The sequence below is a fragment of the Dolichospermum heterosporum TAC447 genome, assembly GCF_024584745.1.
GTDB lineage: Bacteria > Cyanobacteriota > Cyanobacteriia > Cyanobacteriales > Nostocaceae > Dolichospermum > Dolichospermum heterosporum.
Map to the genome: position 1 here is coordinate 2362747 of NZ_CP099464.1, position 15655 is coordinate 2378401.

The 15655-nt window shown below is 38.5% G+C and carries 18 protein-coding genes and 1 pseudogene; 7 read left to right on the plus strand and 12 right to left on the minus strand.

Annotation, left to right across the window (positions count from 1 at the left end; translation table 11 throughout):
* Positions 1–283: 283 nt before the first annotated feature.
* The gene (locus NG743_RS10545; RefSeq protein ID WP_193963814.1) at positions 284–721 is read right to left on the minus strand and encodes a hypothetical protein; all 438 of its coding nucleotides are present in this window, start codon (positions 719–721) and stop codon (positions 284–286) included.
* A gap of 328 nt (positions 722–1049) precedes the next feature.
* Here NG743_RS10545 and NG743_RS10550 point away from each other — a divergent pair, with 328 nt between their 5' ends.
* The 3 genes from NG743_RS10550 to NG743_RS10560 all read left to right on the plus strand — a co-directional run bounded on the left by NG743_RS10550 (position 1050) and on the right by NG743_RS10560 (position 7376).
* A complete protein-coding gene (locus tag NG743_RS10550; protein WP_193963815.1) occupies positions 1050–5036 on the plus strand; it encodes a magnesium chelatase subunit H in 3987 nt (1328 codons plus the stop codon).
* A gap of 100 nt (positions 5037–5136) precedes the next feature.
* On the plus strand, positions 5137–6198 hold the full coding sequence (locus NG743_RS10555; protein WP_027402772.1) for a phosphoribosyltransferase-like anti-phage protein: 1062 nt from the start codon (positions 5137–5139) through the stop codon (positions 6196–6198).
* Between the two features lie 29 nt (positions 6199–6227).
* Positions 6228–7376, plus strand: coding sequence for an NADAR family anti-phage protein (locus NG743_RS10560; protein ID WP_071992804.1), 1149 nt, complete (start codon positions 6228–6230; stop codon positions 7374–7376).
* 536 nt (positions 7377–7912) lie between these two features.
* Here NG743_RS10560 and NG743_RS10565 read toward each other — a convergent pair.
* Both NG743_RS10565 and NG743_RS10570 read right to left on the minus strand, forming a co-directional pair.
* On the minus strand, positions 7913–8170 hold the full coding sequence (locus tag NG743_RS10565) for a type II toxin-antitoxin system RelE family toxin (RefSeq protein WP_257121957.1): 258 nt from the start codon (positions 8168–8170) through the stop codon (positions 7913–7915).
* Entirely contained in the window at positions 8171–8386 is a 216-nt protein-coding gene (locus NG743_RS10570; RefSeq protein WP_027402775.1) for a hypothetical protein, read from the minus strand.
* Between the two features lie 514 nt (positions 8387–8900).
* On the opposite strand from NG743_RS10570, the gene NG743_RS10575 reads away from it, so the two are divergent.
* From NG743_RS10575 to NG743_RS10590, 4 genes and pseudogenes are all read left to right on the plus strand, one after another.
* Positions 8901–9149, plus strand: coding sequence for a hypothetical protein (locus NG743_RS10575; protein WP_168465059.1), 249 nt, complete (start codon positions 8901–8903; stop codon positions 9147–9149).
* The gene (locus tag NG743_RS10580; protein WP_168695913.1) at positions 9142–9450 is read left to right on the plus strand and encodes a HigA family addiction module antitoxin; all 309 of its coding nucleotides are present in this window, start codon (positions 9142–9144) and stop codon (positions 9448–9450) included. The genes NG743_RS10575 and NG743_RS10580 overlap by 8 nt, the downstream gene beginning before the upstream one ends.
* 18 nt (positions 9451–9468) lie before the next feature.
* Positions 9469–10040: pseudogene (locus NG743_RS10585) on the plus strand (Uma2 family endonuclease).
* Positions 10041–10171: 131 nt separating this feature from the next.
* The gene (locus tag NG743_RS10590; RefSeq protein ID WP_257121958.1) at positions 10172–11347 is read left to right on the plus strand and encodes a DNA cytosine methyltransferase; all 1176 of its coding nucleotides are present in this window, start codon (positions 10172–10174) and stop codon (positions 11345–11347) included.
* A gap of 13 nt (positions 11348–11360) precedes the next feature.
* Here NG743_RS10590 and NG743_RS10595 read toward each other — a convergent pair whose 3' ends face one another.
* From NG743_RS10595 to NG743_RS10635, 9 genes are all read right to left on the minus strand, one after another.
* Positions 11361–12158 carry a hypothetical protein gene (locus NG743_RS10595; protein WP_257121959.1) on the minus strand — a complete coding sequence of 266 codons (798 nt, stop codon included), beginning with the start codon at positions 12156–12158 and terminating at the stop codon, positions 11361–11363.
* A gap of 484 nt (positions 12159–12642) precedes the next feature.
* Positions 12643–13041, minus strand: a complete 399-nt coding sequence (locus NG743_RS10600; protein WP_257121960.1) for a type II toxin-antitoxin system VapC family toxin — start codon at positions 13039–13041, stop codon at positions 12643–12645.
* Positions 13042–13047: 6 nt separating this feature from the next.
* Positions 13048–13281 (minus strand): hypothetical protein, encoded by a 234-nt coding sequence (locus NG743_RS10605; RefSeq protein WP_027402781.1) that lies wholly within the window; start codon positions 13279–13281, stop codon positions 13048–13050.
* Between the two features lie 49 nt (positions 13282–13330).
* Complete coding sequence (locus tag NG743_RS10610) at positions 13331–13456, minus strand: hypothetical protein (RefSeq protein ID WP_255549954.1); 126 nt, start codon at positions 13454–13456, stop codon at positions 13331–13333.
* Positions 13457–13655: 199 nt separating this feature from the next.
* A complete protein-coding gene (locus NG743_RS10615; protein WP_027402782.1) occupies positions 13656–14099 on the minus strand; it encodes a type II toxin-antitoxin system VapC family toxin in 444 nt (147 codons plus the stop codon).
* Positions 14087–14308 carry a hypothetical protein gene (locus tag NG743_RS10620; protein WP_027402783.1) on the minus strand — a complete coding sequence of 74 codons (222 nt, stop codon included), beginning with the start codon at positions 14306–14308 and terminating at the stop codon, positions 14087–14089. The genes NG743_RS10615 and NG743_RS10620 overlap by 13 nt, the downstream gene beginning before the upstream one ends.
* A gap of 68 nt (positions 14309–14376) precedes the next feature.
* The gene (locus tag NG743_RS10625; protein ID WP_035082482.1) at positions 14377–14667 is read right to left on the minus strand and encodes a type II toxin-antitoxin system Phd/YefM family antitoxin; all 291 of its coding nucleotides are present in this window, start codon (positions 14665–14667) and stop codon (positions 14377–14379) included.
* Between the two features lie 179 nt (positions 14668–14846).
* Positions 14847–15176: a type II toxin-antitoxin system RelE/ParE family toxin gene (locus NG743_RS10630; RefSeq protein ID WP_257121961.1), complete on the minus strand. Its 330-nt coding sequence runs from the start codon at positions 15174–15176 to the stop codon at positions 14847–14849.
* 5 nt (positions 15177–15181) lie between these two features.
* Positions 15182–15424 (minus strand): ribbon-helix-helix domain-containing protein, encoded by a 243-nt coding sequence (locus NG743_RS10635; RefSeq protein WP_027402786.1) that lies wholly within the window; start codon positions 15422–15424, stop codon positions 15182–15184.
* Between the last annotated feature and the right edge of the window lie 231 nt (positions 15425–15655).

Genomic DNA, 15655 nt, shown 5'->3' on the forward strand with positions numbered 1-15655 from the left:
TTGTTTGTTGGTGTTTAATGTTGTAATTGTCTGATAGCGTAGTGTGGCGTTAGCCATATCAGAATAAACAAAATCATCCCCAAATTTTCACCAACAATTATTAAATAACATCCTGTAAATCCTTTAATCCTGGTTATCCTGATTCTGACAAATTCATTCCTAAGTGATTACAAACCAATTTCTTGATTATTGATTAATCTGTAAATCCTGTCTAGTTTTCAAACTATCACTAGGAGAAAGTAACTCAATTACAAAATCAGGACAAATGGGAGGAAAGTTTCTCTTAGTAATGTTTATTACCGTTTATGTCTTCCCAATAGCGATCTCCTTGTTTTCCTTTAACCCGTCCAAGACAGTTACCAGATAGATCGTAGCACTTGTATCGGCTTCGATTCCAATGCACCTTCTTCTCCACTCTCACTGTGGCTGGAGCGTAGATTTCAATAAGTCGTTGTACATCTGGTTTAACACCAAAGTTAGTTAATTGTATCTGAGGTTGATTTTCATTAGATGTAGAATATTGAATTGGATCTTGGGATTCACCCTTTCCAACAATGTATTCCAGCGTTTTTACACAGTCAAGGAAAGATGAAATATTACGAGCAACTATCTGCTTTGTTTGAATGTTGATAATTGCGTAACCTGCACCTTCATTGACCACAGCATATTGTCCCTGTACTGTCACATAGGCATTGGTATCTATTTTCTTGATGTCACTCATTTGGCACTCACCAAGCTAACAAAGACAACTATTTTTAATATTCTCTTAATTATACAGAAGTATGTACTTATTTTTCTACCACTAGCACTAGATCCTGAAACAAGTATGTAAACAAAATTTAAAACCAGGTGAGAGAACCTGTATTCTTTGTTAAGATTCATGAATAAATATGTTGTTTTCTATATCATTTTGTGTCAGATATAGGACAAAACCCCCACAGAATCCGAGTTTTCTGCTAAAAAACTCTTATTGCCGAAAATAATTGAAGTTACAAACGGTTATGCCGTGAGGAACTTCATGAGAACACGCTTGAAAGGAGCTTATTTGAATGTTTACCCAAGTCAAGTCCACGATTCGACATATTGCACCTGATGATTTACGGGGACGTAAATTAATCAAGGTTGTCTATGTCGTGCTAGAATCCCAATACCAAAGTGCATTATCACAAGCGGTACGGGAAATTAACGCTAATCATCCCAGCGTTGCCATAGAAATCAGTGGATACTTGATTGAAGAACTGCGGGGAACTGAAAACTTTGAAGGATTTCAACGCGATATAGCCAGTGCTAATATATTCATTGCTTCTCTGATTTTTATTGAAGACTTAGCACAGAAAGTAGTTGCCGCAGTAGAACCCCATCGTGATAATCTCGATGTATCCGTTGTCTTCCCCTCCATGCCCGAAGTTATGCGCCTCAATAAAATGGGTAGCTTCTCCTTGGCGCAGTTAGGACAATCCAAGAGCGTTATCGCTAACTTCATGAAAAAGCGCAAAGAAAAATCTGGCGCTGGTTTCCAAGACGGAATGTTGAAGTTATTGCGGACTCTTCCCCAAGTGCTGAAATTCCTCCCTATGGAAAAAGCACAAGACGCGAGAAACTTCATGCTCAGTTTTCAGTATTGGCTAGGTGGTTCAGCGGAAAACCTGGAAAACTTTTTACTGATGCTGGCTGATAAATACGTATTGAAAGGCGCAGAAAAAGAAAGCTTTGCTGCTGCTGAATACCAAGCACCAGTTGTTTATCCCGATATGGGGATTTGGCATCCTTTAGCGCCAAGTATGTTTGAGGATGTGCGAGAATATCTTAACTGGTATTCTGTCCGCAGGGATATTTCCCGAAATCTCAAAGACCCTCTTGCACCATGTGTAGGTTTGGTTTTACAAAGAACTCACCTAGTGACCGGTGATGATGCCCATTATGTGGCAATTGTCCAGGAATTAGAATCATTAGGTGCGAAAGTTCTGCCTGTGTTTGCTGGTGGTTTGGATTTCTCTAAACCAATAGAAGCTTACTTCTATGAACCTACAACCAAATTACAATTAGTAGATGCGGTAGTCTCTTTAACTGGTTTCGCTTTGGTGGGTGGACCAGCGAGACAAGATCATCCGAAAGCTATTGAAGCCTTAAAACGGTTAAATCGTCCCTACATGGTGGCTTTGCCTTTGGTCTTCCAAACCACCGAAGAATGGCTAGATAGCGATTTGGGGTTACATCCCATTCAAGTAGCTTTACAGATTGCTATCCCTGAATTAGACGGGGCAATTGAGCCTATTATCTTGTCAGGTAAAGATGGGGCAACAGGGAAAGCGATCGCCCTCCAAGACCGGGTAGAAATAGTCGCCAAACGCGCCTTAAAATGGGCAACTCTGCGCCGCAAACCTAAATTAATCAAAAAAGTCGCTATCACTGTTTTCAGCTTCCCTCCCGACAAAGGTAACGTGGGTACAGCCGCATATTTAGATGTATTCGGTTCTATCCATGAAGTCATGAAAGGACTGAAAAACAACGGTTACGACGTGCAGGACATTCCCGAAACTCCCCAAGAGTTGTTAGAACAAGTCATCCACGACGCACAAGCACAATACAACAGTCCTGAACTCAACGTTGCTTACAAAATGTCTGTGCCAGAATATGAAGCACTGACACCCTACTCCCAACGTTTAGAAGAAAACTGGGGACCACCTCCCGGAAACCTCAACAGCGACGGACAAAATCTCTTGATTTATGGGAAACAATTTGGTAACGTCTTCATTGGTGTGCAGCCAACATTTGGTTATGAAGGCGACCCCATGCGGTTGTTATTCTCCCGTTCTGCAAGTCCGCATCATGGTTTTGCAGCTTACTACACCTATCTAGAACGGATCTGGGGCGCTGATGCTGTGTTACACTTTGGGACACATGGCTCATTGGAATTCATGCCCGGTAAGCAAATGGGAATGTCTGGTGATTGTTACCCAGATCAACTAATTGGCTCAATTCCGAATCTGTATTATTACGCAGCCAATAACCCCAGCGAAGCCACAATTGCCAAACGTCGCAGTTATGCAGAAACTATTTCTTACCTAACACCACCTGCGGAAAATGCTGGTTTATACAAGGGTTTGAAGGAACTTAGCGAGTTAATTGCTTCTTACCAAACTTTGAAGGACACAGGACGCGGCGTTTCTATTGTCAATTCCATCATGGATAAATGCCGCATTGTCAACTTAGACAAGGATATTGAGTTACCAGAAACCGACTCTAAGGATATGTCCTCGGAAGAACGGGATAACATCGTGGGTAGCGTTTATCGGCGGTTGATGGAGATTGAATCGCGCTTGTTACCTTGTGGACTGCACGTGATTGGTAAGCCTCCTAGTGCCGAAGAAGCGATCGCCACTTTGGTCAATATAGCTAGTTTAGACCGACAAGAGGAAGAACTGCTAGGTTTACCCGGAATTATTGCTAGAAGTCTGGGACGCAACATTGAAGATATCTACAAAAACAACGATGCCGGCATTTTGGCAGATGTGCAACTATTACAAGATATCACCCTTGCTACCCGTGCGGCTGTCACAGCTTTAGTCCAAGAACAAATTGACGCAGAAGGTAGAGTCATAGCGGTTTCCAAGTTGAACTTCTTCAATATGGGCAGAAAAGAACCTTGGGTAGAATCACTGCACCAATCAGGTTATCCCAAAGTTGACACCTCTGCGTTAAAACCCCTGTTTGAATATTTGGAATTTTGTCTAAAACAAGTTTGTGCAGATAACGAACTGGGTGGACTTCTCCAAGGTTTAGCCGGTGAATACATTTTACCCGGACCCGGTGGTGATCCTATCCGTAATCCTGACGTATTACCCACAGGTAAAAATATTCACGCTTTAGATCCTCAATCTATCCCCACTTCCGCCGCAGTCCAATCTGCAAAAATCGTCGTTGATAGGTTGTTGGAACGGAACAGATCAGAAAATGAGGGCAACTGGCCGGAAACCATCGCCTGTGTCCTCTGGGGTACAGATAACATCAAAACCTACGGTGAATCCCTCGCCCAAATTATGTGGATGATTGGTGTGCGTCCGGTTGCCGATGCTTTGGGACGGGTGAACAAGTTGGAATTGATACCTTTGTCAGAATTGGGCAGACCCAGAATTGATGTTGTCATTAACTGTTCTGGTGTATTCCGTGACTTGTTCATTAACCAAATGAATTTGCTGGATCAAGGTGTGAAAATGGCTGCTGAAGCTGATGAACCTTTGGAAATGAACTTTGTCCGCAAGCACGCTTTGAAACAAGCTGAGGACATGGGCATAAATCTGCGTCAAGCTGCAACTCGCGTTTTCTCTAATGCTTCTGGTTCTTATTCTTCTAACATTAACCTGGCGGTGGAGAATAGCACTTGGGATAGTGAAGCTGAGTTACAGGAAATGTATTTGAAACGGAAATCTTTCTCTTTCAATTCTGATAATCCTGGGGTTATGGATGAGTCGCGGGAGATTTTTGAAACGACTTTGAAAACTGCTGATGCAACTTTCCAGAATCTCGATTCTTCGGAAATCAGTTTAACAGATGTTTCTCACTATTTTGACTCTGATCCTACTAAGTTAGTTGCAAGTCTGCGTGCTGATGGGAAGAAACCATCTTCTTACATTGCAGATACAACTACAGCGAATGCACAGGTGAGAACTTTATCGGAAACTGTGCGTTTAGATGCGCGGACGAAGTTGTTAAATCCCAAATGGTATGAGGGGATGTTATCTCACGGTTATGAAGGTGTGCGGGAACTTTCTAAGCGGTTGGTAAATACTACTGGTTGGAGTGCGACTGCTGGCGCTGTGGATAATTGGATTTATGAGGACACGAACGAAACTTTCATCAAAGATGAGGAAATGCAAAAGCGTTTGATGAATCTCAACCCTCATTCTTTCCGCAAGATTGTTTCTACTTTGTTGGAAATGAATGGACGCGGTTATTGGGAGACTAGCGAGGAGAATTTAGACAGATTGAGAGAGTTGTATCAGGAGGTGGAAAACCGGATTGAGGGTATAGAATAGGATTACATGGGCAGGTAAAATACCTGCCTTAATCAATTTTAATGGGTGAAAGTGGTAAATATTATTACCGAAATCAGTTTTAAGCATCTAACCATAAAATATGAATAGGCAAAATTTACTAGAATCAATAGCTAATACTATTAGTGATTATCGCTTAGGTGAAATTCCTCCTATGACAACTTCTCACGTTGATAGGTGGGTATCTCAGTTTGATGATGATGAACAGTTAATTATTCTTTCGGAAATGGATCATCTTCTCAGTAAATATTATATATCTAAATCTAAGGCTGAATCTTTTCTAACCGAGATTTTAACATCTGAGGAAATTTTTGGTAAGAATCCTTCAGCACTTATTCAATACGGACACTTTCTAGATATTCAAAAAAAAGGAGACAGTCAAAAAGATTTACTGAAATTAGCTAATGAAATAACCATGCGTGAATATGGAATTAGCATTAATCAATCATCTTCACAATCTCGTCTATATATTTATTTAGATGATTGTTTATTTTCTGGTAATAGAGCTTTGCATGATATGCAAGATTGGTTGAATAATTCAATCTCTGATACGAATAATCCATGTTACGTTTATTTAATATTTTTAGGTTGTCATACTTCTGCAAGACGTTATCTTGAGACTAAACTAATCCCAAAAGCAACACAAAAAAATATTCATATAAAAATCAAAAGTCACATGACATTTAATAATTTACCTTGGGATAAGGAAAAATACGAGTCTTTCTGGCCAGTGGAATTTATGAATGATGAGTTAGTCAATAAATTTGTTGATATAGTTAAAGAAAAATCTATCCAAAAATCTGTTAATCCAAGATTATTTCGTCCTGATACAGTACCTAAGCAAGAGACATTATTTTCTACACCTGAAGCTAGGAATATTGTAGAATCAGCTTTTTTAAGAAAAGGAGCTTACATAGCTTCTTTACCAGAGAAACGTAAAGATTCTATGCGACCTATGGGTTTTGAGTATTTTGAATCTCTTGGCTTTGGTTCAGTATTTATTACCTACAGAAATATTGCTAATAACTGTCCTTTGGTTCTTTGGTGGGGTGACACAAATTATCATCATAGTCATCCTTTTAGCAAATGGTATCCTTTATTTCCTCGAAAGGGAAATGAATCATCAGGTACTACTAATAACTAATCTATTACCCAGTTTTGAGAGGTAAACTCATGCAATCTTCACAAATAAGAATTTACAACAGAAACGAATGTATAACTTTCCGCAAAACCAAAGAAGCTTTTGGTGGATTGTCAAATATGGCTGGAGGTTATAATTTAAAAGTTAATGGAGTCAATATTCTTACAGCAGAAGCATTATATCAAGTTTGTCGTTTTCCTCATCTTCCTGAAGTGCAAAAATTAATTATTGCTCAAAATAGTCCCATGACAGCTAAGATGAAAAGTAAACCTTATCGAGATCAATCTCGACAAGATTGGGATAAGGTAAGAGTTAATATCATGCGCTGGTGTTTACGAGTTAAGCTTGTGCAAAATTGGGATAAGTTTGGACAATTATTATTACAAACAGGAGATAAATCTATAGTAGAAGACTCTAGTAAAGATGACTTCTGGGGTGCAAGACCAACTGAAAATAATCAATTAGTTGGTGCAAATGTTTTAGGTCGTCTTTTAATGGAATTAAGAGAACATTTAAAACAAGGTGCTAATTTTATAGAACTTATAAAGACTCCATCTATTCCTAATTTCTACCTTTTTAATCAACCTGTTGAAAATATTGTATTAAATCAAAATATAATTAATTCAGTTAAGAGGGAAAATTTTGAGTTAAATACTTCAGATTTACCATTTATAGATGATACAAAGCTAAATTATGAAAATAAACAAGAAGAAATCAATATTTATGATGAAACTAATGGAAATATAGTAGAACATAAACAACAAGAAGTAAATCTTGTTAAAGAAATTGATGAAAATATTTTACCCAGCCACACGGAAATAAATAAAAATGTAAATAAGGAAGATGAAGAGAAAGAAGATAATATTTTTGAAGATTGGGTATTACCTAAATTAGAAAAAATATTACAAACTCCCCTAGCTTTTGAAAATATTTTAGAGCATTTTAAAACGGTTAATAAGAAACAGTTGCAAGATTGGCTTAAACTAGCAACAGAATCAGGTAAAGTTACAAAATTAGAAAAGCCTGTCAGATATATTTTGTATTCTCCTTCTAAGTATAAATATGTTTCTCAAAAACCTAGAGTAAACAAACCTAGAACCACTCAAAAAACATCATCTCAGTCTGTAACGAAAAGTAAATTAAATGTCAATGAAGAAATTACACAACTTTCTTTAATCTAATGTGATCGCTGTTTTGGGGATGTGGGAATGCGATAGCGCAAGCGCTGACTTGTCAGTTCGCTGTTTTGGGGTTGGGAGTGCGATAGCGAAGCGCTCCGCAGGAATCGCTGTTTGGGGATGTGGGAGTGCGATAGCGAAGCGCGACCTAGGAATCGCTGTTTTGGGATGAGGGGATGTGATCGCTTTTTGGGGGTGTGGGGATGCGATCGCTTTTGGTGATGTGTGGGGTGCGATCGCTTGTTGGGGAATGAGGGGAAGTGCGATCGCTTTTGGGGATGTGGGAATGCGATAGCGAAGCGCTGCTGCAAGCAGTTCGCTGTTTGAGGATGTGGGAAATGCGATAGCGAAGCACTGCTGCAAGCAGTTCGCTTTTGGGGTGTGGGGGGTGCGATAGCGTTCGCGGAGCGTCCCGGAGGGAACTAGCGCTGCTGCAAGCAGTTCGCTGTTTGGGGATGTTGGGAGTGCGATAGCGTTCGCGGAGCGTCCCGGAGGGAACTAGCGCTGCTGCAAGCAGTTCGCTGTTTGGGGATGTTGATCTAATAAATTTCCCTACGATGACCAATTCTAATGATAATGATTAATTGTTCTTCTATATCTAACTCATAAATAACTCGATAATCACCCACTCTTAACTTATAAAAACCTGACCATTGACCTGTAAGAGATAGAGGAGTTATCTGCTCAAAATTGAGACTTAACCATTGAATTTTATTCAGAATCCTCAGACGCACAACCTGATCTAAATTATCTAAATCAGTGACAGACTCTGATTCAAAACTTACAGAATAACTCATTTAACCTTCTATCCCATACCTTTTATAAATTTCGTCTAGAGGAATAGTAGGTCTTCCTTCTTGACGTTTACGCCGGATTTCCAATAAACTCTGCTTAAATGATTCTTTGATTTCCCTACCCTCATCAGGATCACCGAAATATTCATCTAGCATTTCATCTACTGTGTTACGGATTAAGTTTTGTAACTGTTCCGCCGTCATTTCTTTAATTTGCATAGTTGCTTTAAACAGTGAACTATAGGAATGATTATACCAGTTAAGAGAAAATAGTGGGATAACTCAAGGCGATCGCTTTTGGGATGTGGGAGTGCGATCGCTGTTTAGGAGTAAGTTGAAATTGCGATCACTTAAAATTAGGGGGTTGTGAGCGATAGCGAAGCGCTGCTGCAAGCAGTTCGCTTTTGGGAATGTGGGGTGCGATCGCTTTTGGGATGTTGGGAGTGCGATAGCGCAAGCGCTGACTTGTCAGTTCGCTATTTCGGGAATGTTGGGAAGTGCGATAGCGAAGCGCTCCGTAGGAATCGCTTTTTGGTACTGTAATTATGGAATAAGCAATACAATAGACATCTCCGAAAATTAAATGTGCGTCGTTTGAACCCCTTGTAGAGACGTTCCATGGAACATCTCTACAATCTTTACCGGAGAAGTCTAATGACTCCCGGTTCGCCTATTTTAAATTGAGTTAGAAAAAACCTGAACGATTTAATAGGGGTTTTAGCCTGTAATTCAAATGTACTATGACGTAGGCGATAGCGAAGCGCTGCTGCAAGCAGTTCGCATAAAAATAGAGTTTTTAGCACCGAGGGTAGTTCAAGCTAAATTTCGGGAAATCGCTAAAACCATTACGAAACCTAGATTTTCTATTTTTTTGGCAATTTCTCGAACTCCAAAAAAAATGAGCGAACCGGGAGTAATGATAGATATGTATGTCAGCATATGCTGTGGGCTGAAATATTCAAGGAGTATTAATTATGAATAATTGGCAAAATATTACTGATGAGAGATTAGCAAGACCAATACATCCAGGTGAAGTAATTGCAGATACTTTAGATGATTTAGAAGTTAATTATCACGATTTTGCCGAAGTTTTAGGAATATCTCATCAAACAATTCAAGAAATTATTAATGGTGAAAAATCCATTACTGTAGATATTGCTATTCGTCTTGGTAAAGCTTTAGGTAATGGACCGAGACTGTGGTTGAATCTTCAGCAAAAAGTTGATGTTTGGGATGCTTTGCAAAGTCATCAGGAAGAATATAATAAAGTTATGACATTATGACATTAGTGTAGAATAAATATGGATTTTATCACTCTCTATCTACCTCCATCAATTCAAATAACTGATGATCAATTTTTTGAATTATGTCAAATTAATGAATTAATCAAAATTGAACGTAATGCTGATGGTAGTCTGATATTAAAGCCTTTATTGGGTGGTATAACTGGCAATATTAATTCTGGTTTAACTGCTCAATTAGCAAATTGGAACGATGACAAATCACAAGGTGTAGTTTTTGGTTCTGATGTCGGTTTTATTTTACCAAATGGTGCGATTCGTTCTCCTAGTGCTGCTTGGATAAAGTTGGAAAGATGGAATAATTTAACTCATGAAGAAAAGGAAAAGTTTCCTCCGTTATGTCCTGATTTTGTGATTGAGTTACTTTCTCCTAGTGATAGTTTGAAAACTACACAGGAAAAGATGAAGGAATATATAGATAATGGTGTACGTTTGGGTATATTAATTAATCGTAAATCTTGTCAGGTGAAAATTGACCAGGTAAGGAGGTTGAGGTTTTAGATTCTCCTGCTACGGTTTCGGGGGAAGATGTTTTAAAGGGTTTTGTTTTGAATTTGGGGATGATTTGGTAATGTTTACAATTATTAAATCTATTTATCTCCAAAAAGTGATACACTTAATCTAACTAGTCATATATGAGCAAGTTCCTTATACATCTCATTATATAACTATTGATTTTAGTAATTGTTGGGGAACGACAAGAATGATAGATGGTAAAGCTATTTCTATTTCCTTATTTACAGGTGCTTTCGGTCTAGATTTGGGTATGGAACAAGCAGGATTTCATACAGTAAGTGTAGTAGAAAAAGACCGTGATGCTACAAAAACAATTGCGCTTAATCGTCCATTTTTGCAGGAAAGTGCTATTCCCAGAGAAATACAAAACGTCAGTTCTCAAGAATTACTTGAAGAAGGGGGAATGGTTTTAAATTTAGGACGTGCTTTACAACCAGGAGAAGTAGATTTAGTAACTGGTGGTCCACCTTGTCAGCCATTTAGTACCGCAGGGAAAAGAGGTTCAGTTATGGACCCTCGCGGTAGTTTATTCATGGACTTTGTTCGCATCGTTGAAGAAGTCCAACCCCGTTTTTTCTTAATGGAAAATGTCAAAGGTTTGCTTTCTGCTCCACTTCGTCATAGACCAATTAACCAAAGAGGAAAAGATTACCCACCCTTAGAAGTTGATGAAATAGCTGGTGCTGCTTTAAAAGTAGTATTATCAGAAATGAAGGAAATAGGCTACAACGTCGTTTATAACCTTTTAGAAGCCGCAGATTATGGCGTTCCACAGAATAGATCGCGTGTAGTATTTATTGGTTCTAGAGATGGTGAAGCTGCTACATTTCCCATTCCGAAATATTGCAAAGATGGTAAAATTTTACCTAAATGGCGAACTTTAGAAGATGCTATAACAGATTTAGTTGATACAGAACAAGAATTTATGGCTTATCCAGAAAGTCGCTTAAAATATTTAAGATTATTGGAAGCTGGACAAAACTGGAAGCATTTACCAGAAGAATTAAAACAAGAAGCTATGGGAGGTGCTTATAATTCGGGAGGTGGAAAAGTGGGTTTTTATAGAAGATTATCTTGGGATAAACCTTCTCCAACAATTACAACAAGTCCACACCAAAAAGCTACAGATATGTGTCATCCTGTAGAATTACGTTCTTTAACTGTCCGTGAATCTGCAAGAATTCAAACTTTTCCCGATGATTGGATTTTTTATGGTTCTGTCAGTTCTAAATACAAACAAATTGGTAATGCAGTTCCGGTATTACTTGCGAAAGAACTTGGGAGTTATCTTTTCAACTTAATTCAAGGAAACAAAGCAAAAGGTAAAGAGATATCTGAACAACTTTCACTTTTTTCTCTATAGATTTGGTAACTATTTATTTTGTGGCTAATTCAGCAAATGCTTGATCAATTTTCTGTAACATATCTCGGATATGATTTTCAACTAGATCATAATCCATGCAAATCATATTCCAAAATGGTTTACCAGCAATACGAGGAATGTTACTTCTATTTGAAAAAGTCCATTTACCTAAATCAAAAGCTGCTATAAACAAAGAGTTTTTATGAATGCTTAATTCTTTTTTTGCTCTTGGTACTTGCGAACCAGTCAATGTTCCTTTTAGGGTTTTTAGTTGTGCAAACTTAACTGTTTCTTCCGAAAAGAGTAGAATATCAATTCCAGTAATTTTAATTCCAAATTCAAATTCTGGGTTAATAATATAAGGACTAATATCAGATATCTTTTCCCAGAGACTTCCCATTGTTGTACTCAGACTTCTTGTCACTGAGTTGCTAGTAACTAGCAATTTAGCTCCACAGAGTTCAAAAAGATTGGATGGGTTAGGATGATCCTTAATTATTGAATTTTTCTTTTCAAAGTCAAGTTTTAACCACTCAATAAAATCGTCTGCAAATTTTTCAGTTTTACTACTAATTAACTGAGATTGTCTATCTAATTCTAAAACAGATCTATTCTGCTTGTCTTGTGCAATTTGATATTGAAAGTAAGCTGGTGCTATTGAGGAAATAATTATTCCATATTTATATGCTATGTGTAAATCTTCATCTGCGATGTGAGTCACATCAATTAATGAAGCATGATGCAAAATTAGTGCTTTCCGTTCTTGGACAGAAAGTGGGATTAAAGTTTCAGCAGTTAATTCAGTAGACATACAAAGCTATATTTAACTTATTGAGCTTTCTTAGTATTACCCAAAATTACCCCCTAAACTGTCATATCTACGGAAATTGTATTTGATTGTTGGTGTAAAATCTTAATAGGTACAAAAATACTATGCAATTGCGATCGCTTTTGGGGATGTGGGGTGCGATCACTGTTTGGAGGTTTGGGGAGTGCGATAGCGAAGCGCTCCGCAGGAATCGCTGTTTGGGGGTGTGGGGGTGCGATAGCGAAGCGCTCCGCAGGAATCGCTTTTGGGGTGTGGGAGTGCGATCACTGTTGGGGTGTGGGAGTGCGATAGCGAAGCGCTGCTGCAAGCAGTTCGCTTTTTGAGGATGTTGGGAGTGCGATAGCGAAGCGCTCCGCAGGAATCGCTTTTGGGATGTGGGGATGCGATAGCGAAGCGCTGCTGCAAGCAGTTCGCTTTTTGAGGATGTAGAGGATGTGCGATCGCTAAAATAGACTTCATTTACAAACTACCAAACAATAGCAACTAAACCCGACGTAGTTATATTTTTATCGCACGTCAATAACCGTACAACTTCACCTTTACTAGCTAAAACTAATGCAGTTGCCGCAATTTGTCTATCGTGCATTTCATTAATAGAATATAAGCTCATAGTCATTTCAATAACATCTTGATCAAGGGGATAAATTACCACACGAGGATCAGCTTCTACTGCTAAAATTACATCTTTAGGAGCAGGAATAGATGTTCTACCTCTTTCTACAATCCAAACAGCCTCAGCTAGAGTAGTCGCAGGAATAACTAACTGTGAATTAGGATCACAAAGGATGGCTTTAGCATTTGCACCTAACTTTAAATTACCTTCAAGAAACCAGATTAAAGCATGAGTATCTAGGACATATTTCATAATTTATTATGACCAGTCTAAACTGTCCTCACTATCCCCATGAAATTCAGCAACTTCAAAATCCGCTTCTGTTGACTGGTTATTACCAGAAAACATACCAAACTTCATTATTTTATTTTTTGGGTGATTTTTTTCCCACTTTAAAAAAGTGACAATAACCAGACTTTCTGAAATATCAGATGGTAATTCTTTAAGTTCTACTTTACCATCTTTATAAATTCCTTCAATTGCTTGCAACATAATTTTTACCATGAGCTAATTTAGCTGATGTTATTACTTTAACTATACACTATAGATAAGCAATCGCTGTTTGGGATGTGGGGATGCTTGCGATCGCTGTTTTAGTTTTGGGGGTGTTGAGAGTGCGATAGCGTTCGCGGAGCGTCCCGGAGAGAACTAGCGCTGCTGCAAGCATTTCGCTTTTTGGGGATATTGGGAGAGCGATAGCGCAAGCGCTGCTGCAAGCAGTTCGCTGTTTGGATATGTGGGGATGAGCGATAGCGTTCGCGGAGCGTCCCGGAGGGAACTAGCGCTGCTGCAAGCAGTTCGCTGTTTGGGGTTTTGGAGGGTGCGATAGCGAAGCGCGACCTAGGAATCGCTGTATTTCAAAGCACTTAACTTATCAATTGATTTAAAACCAATACTGTTAACCCTGGTAAAGAAGGTAAACGAATATCATTTGTTAAGAAAAAAGACGCACCACCATAAATAGCAGTGGACATTTGAATAGCATCCGGTGTTCTTAAATTGTAATCTGCTCTTAATCTAGCTGCATTTTCAGCAATATCTGGTAAAACTTCAATAGTTGTTAAACCTTGAGAATTGAAAAGAATATCACGATATTGTTGAGCCAATATTGTATTTCCTGCACGTAAAGGATAAACTAATACTTCTGATATAGTTAAAACTGACGTAACAACACTAAACTCACCTCTATATATTGCTGTAAAAAAAGCATCTGTAACTTCTAAATAACTAGGACTTTCTTCTATAAAATAAATTAGCGGTGCAGTATCTAAACCTATAATTTTACCCTGTAATTTATTTAACCATTCCATGAATCACGCTCCCGATTGACATATTCCTGAGCGTCAATATTTCCCCAAATTTCCTTGCCTAAACCACGCAATTCTAAAATATTACGTTTTGGTTTTGATGTCATTTTCAATTGTTGACGAATTAAGATAGATAAATTTTCAACTAATTTAAGCTGTTCTTCAGGAGTCAGATTTTTAGCTTGCTCTAACAATTCTTGATAATTAGACATACATTTTTTAATCCTCTTTTATCCACAGGAAAATACTCTCAATATCAGCAATAGCACTAAGTAAAATCTCAATCCGGTATGCCATACTTTTCCTTAAATTCTGCAAATGCTTGATTTAATGGCATACCCTCACCTTGTTCAAACTCATTTATACTTTGACGTATCTTGGCAACAGATTCCAGTAATTCCAGTCTATCAATCATTTTTTGATAACTTTCAGCATCTTGAACCACAGCAGCAGCTTTACCATTCACAGTCAGCACAATAGGAGATTTAGTTTCTTTTAACTTATCCAGAAACATCTTTGCTCCTCGCTGAAACTCTGATAAGGGGTAAATATCGCTTAAGCTAAAAATCATAATTTCAATAAATTATTTGATAATTTCATGTTAATTATATGAAAATACTTTGTCAAGGGAAGATATAGCTGTTTTGGGAATGTGGGAGAGCGATAGCGTTCGCGGAGCGTCCCGGAGGGAACTAGCACTGCTGCAAGCATTTCGCTTCTTGAGAATGTGGGGAGGGTGCAATCAAAAAATTAAACTTCCTCATCTAAGAATGGCAATAAATCCTCTAAATCTCTCGCTCCATGCAAAACCCGTAGAACCTCCACTTGTTCCTCTTGGACTTTATAAAAAATCAAATAGTCCTTAAAATTCTTAATCCGCCACTGACGAATTGTTCCCATATCAGACAAAGACAACACAACCTTACCCATATTGGGGGTTATTGCCAATTGAGCAAAAGCAGACTCAACAAACTCCAAAAACTTCTCCCCTGATTCCCGATTGTCATTGACCAAAATATAATTTGCTTGTTGTCTAATATCCTGGGTAGCACGATTGCGAACAATTACCTGGAAAGCCATACTCACTACTGCGCCTTACCAAAGATTGATCGGCGCAAATCTTGCCAATATTCAGGAGTTACAGGTTCTGCTTCTGAGTCCAAACCTTCTTGCAACAAACTAGCTAATTTTGCTTGAGCATCCTTACGCCGTTGATCCTGCTGCAACAACATCAAAAAATAGTCCGCTACAGTATCATAATTGCCAGATTGAAGCTGAACCTCAAGATAAGACTCAAGTTCTTTTGGTATCGGAAAACTCACATTCATCTAAACCTCCAGGAGACCCCCACCAAAACTGTACTCAGTTTGGTGATCGGAGGAATGGAGGGTTAATTGTGAAACGTCCCTTGAGTAATTTTGTGCGCCAGCACAAACAATGAGAGGGACAGTTGAGCAATTAACAAATCTTTGATTTTCCATATTCGTAACCGTCCTTTTTGTGAGTCTAGTGGCCTTTTTTCAGTGTCTAAAACAAATACTTTGGACATAATATTTTGC

What these genes read in the sequence shown, in the direction of transcription:
- NG743_RS10545 (WP_193963814.1), bottom strand. Translation starts at nt 721, where the DNA reads ATGAGTGACATCAAGAAAATAGATACCAATGCCTATGTGACAGTACAG.
- NG743_RS10550 (WP_193963815.1), top strand. Translation starts at nt 1,050, where the DNA reads ATGTTTACCCAAGTCAAGTCCACGATTCGACATATTGCACCTGATGAT.
- NG743_RS10555 (WP_027402772.1), top strand. Translation starts at nt 5,137, where the DNA reads ATGAATAGGCAAAATTTACTAGAATCAATAGCTAATACTATTAGTGAT.
- NG743_RS10560 (WP_071992804.1), top strand. Translation starts at nt 6,228, where the DNA reads ATGCAATCTTCACAAATAAGAATTTACAACAGAAACGAATGTATAACT.
- NG743_RS10565 (WP_257121957.1), bottom strand. Translation starts at nt 8,170, where the DNA reads ATGAGTTATTCTGTAAGTTTTGAATCAGAGTCTGTCACTGATTTAGAT.
- NG743_RS10570 (WP_027402775.1), bottom strand. Translation starts at nt 8,386, where the DNA reads ATGCAAATTAAAGAAATGACGGCGGAACAGTTACAAAACTTAATCCGT.
- NG743_RS10575 (WP_168465059.1), top strand. Translation starts at nt 8,901, where the DNA reads ATGTACTATGACGTAGGCGATAGCGAAGCGCTGCTGCAAGCAGTTCGC.
- NG743_RS10580 (WP_168695913.1), top strand. Translation starts at nt 9,142, where the DNA reads ATGAATAATTGGCAAAATATTACTGATGAGAGATTAGCAAGACCAATA.
- NG743_RS10590 (WP_257121958.1), top strand. Translation starts at nt 10,172, where the DNA reads ATGATAGATGGTAAAGCTATTTCTATTTCCTTATTTACAGGTGCTTTC.
- NG743_RS10595 (WP_257121959.1), bottom strand. Translation starts at nt 12,158, where the DNA reads ATGTCTACTGAATTAACTGCTGAAACTTTAATCCCACTTTCTGTCCAA.
- NG743_RS10600 (WP_257121960.1), bottom strand. Translation starts at nt 13,041, where the DNA reads ATGAAATATGTCCTAGATACTCATGCTTTAATCTGGTTTCTTGAAGGT.
- NG743_RS10605 (WP_027402781.1), bottom strand. Translation starts at nt 13,281, where the DNA reads ATGTTGCAAGCAATTGAAGGAATTTATAAAGATGGTAAAGTAGAACTT.
- NG743_RS10610 (WP_255549954.1), bottom strand. Translation starts at nt 13,456, where the DNA reads ATGCTTGCAGCAGCGCTAGTTCTCTCCGGGACGCTCCGCGAACGCTAT.
- NG743_RS10615 (WP_027402782.1), bottom strand. Translation starts at nt 14,099, where the DNA reads ATGGAATGGTTAAATAAATTACAGGGTAAAATTATAGGTTTAGATACT.
- NG743_RS10620 (WP_027402783.1), bottom strand. Translation starts at nt 14,308, where the DNA reads ATGTCTAATTATCAAGAATTGTTAGAGCAAGCTAAAAATCTGACTCCT.
- NG743_RS10625 (WP_035082482.1), bottom strand. Translation starts at nt 14,667, where the DNA reads ATGATTTTTAGCTTAAGCGATATTTACCCCTTATCAGAGTTTCAGCGA.
- NG743_RS10630 (WP_257121961.1), bottom strand. Translation starts at nt 15,176, where the DNA reads ATGGCTTTCCAGGTAATTGTTCGCAATCGTGCTACCCAGGATATTAGA.
- NG743_RS10635 (WP_027402786.1), bottom strand. Translation starts at nt 15,424, where the DNA reads ATGAATGTGAGTTTTCCGATACCAAAAGAACTTGAGTCTTATCTTGAG.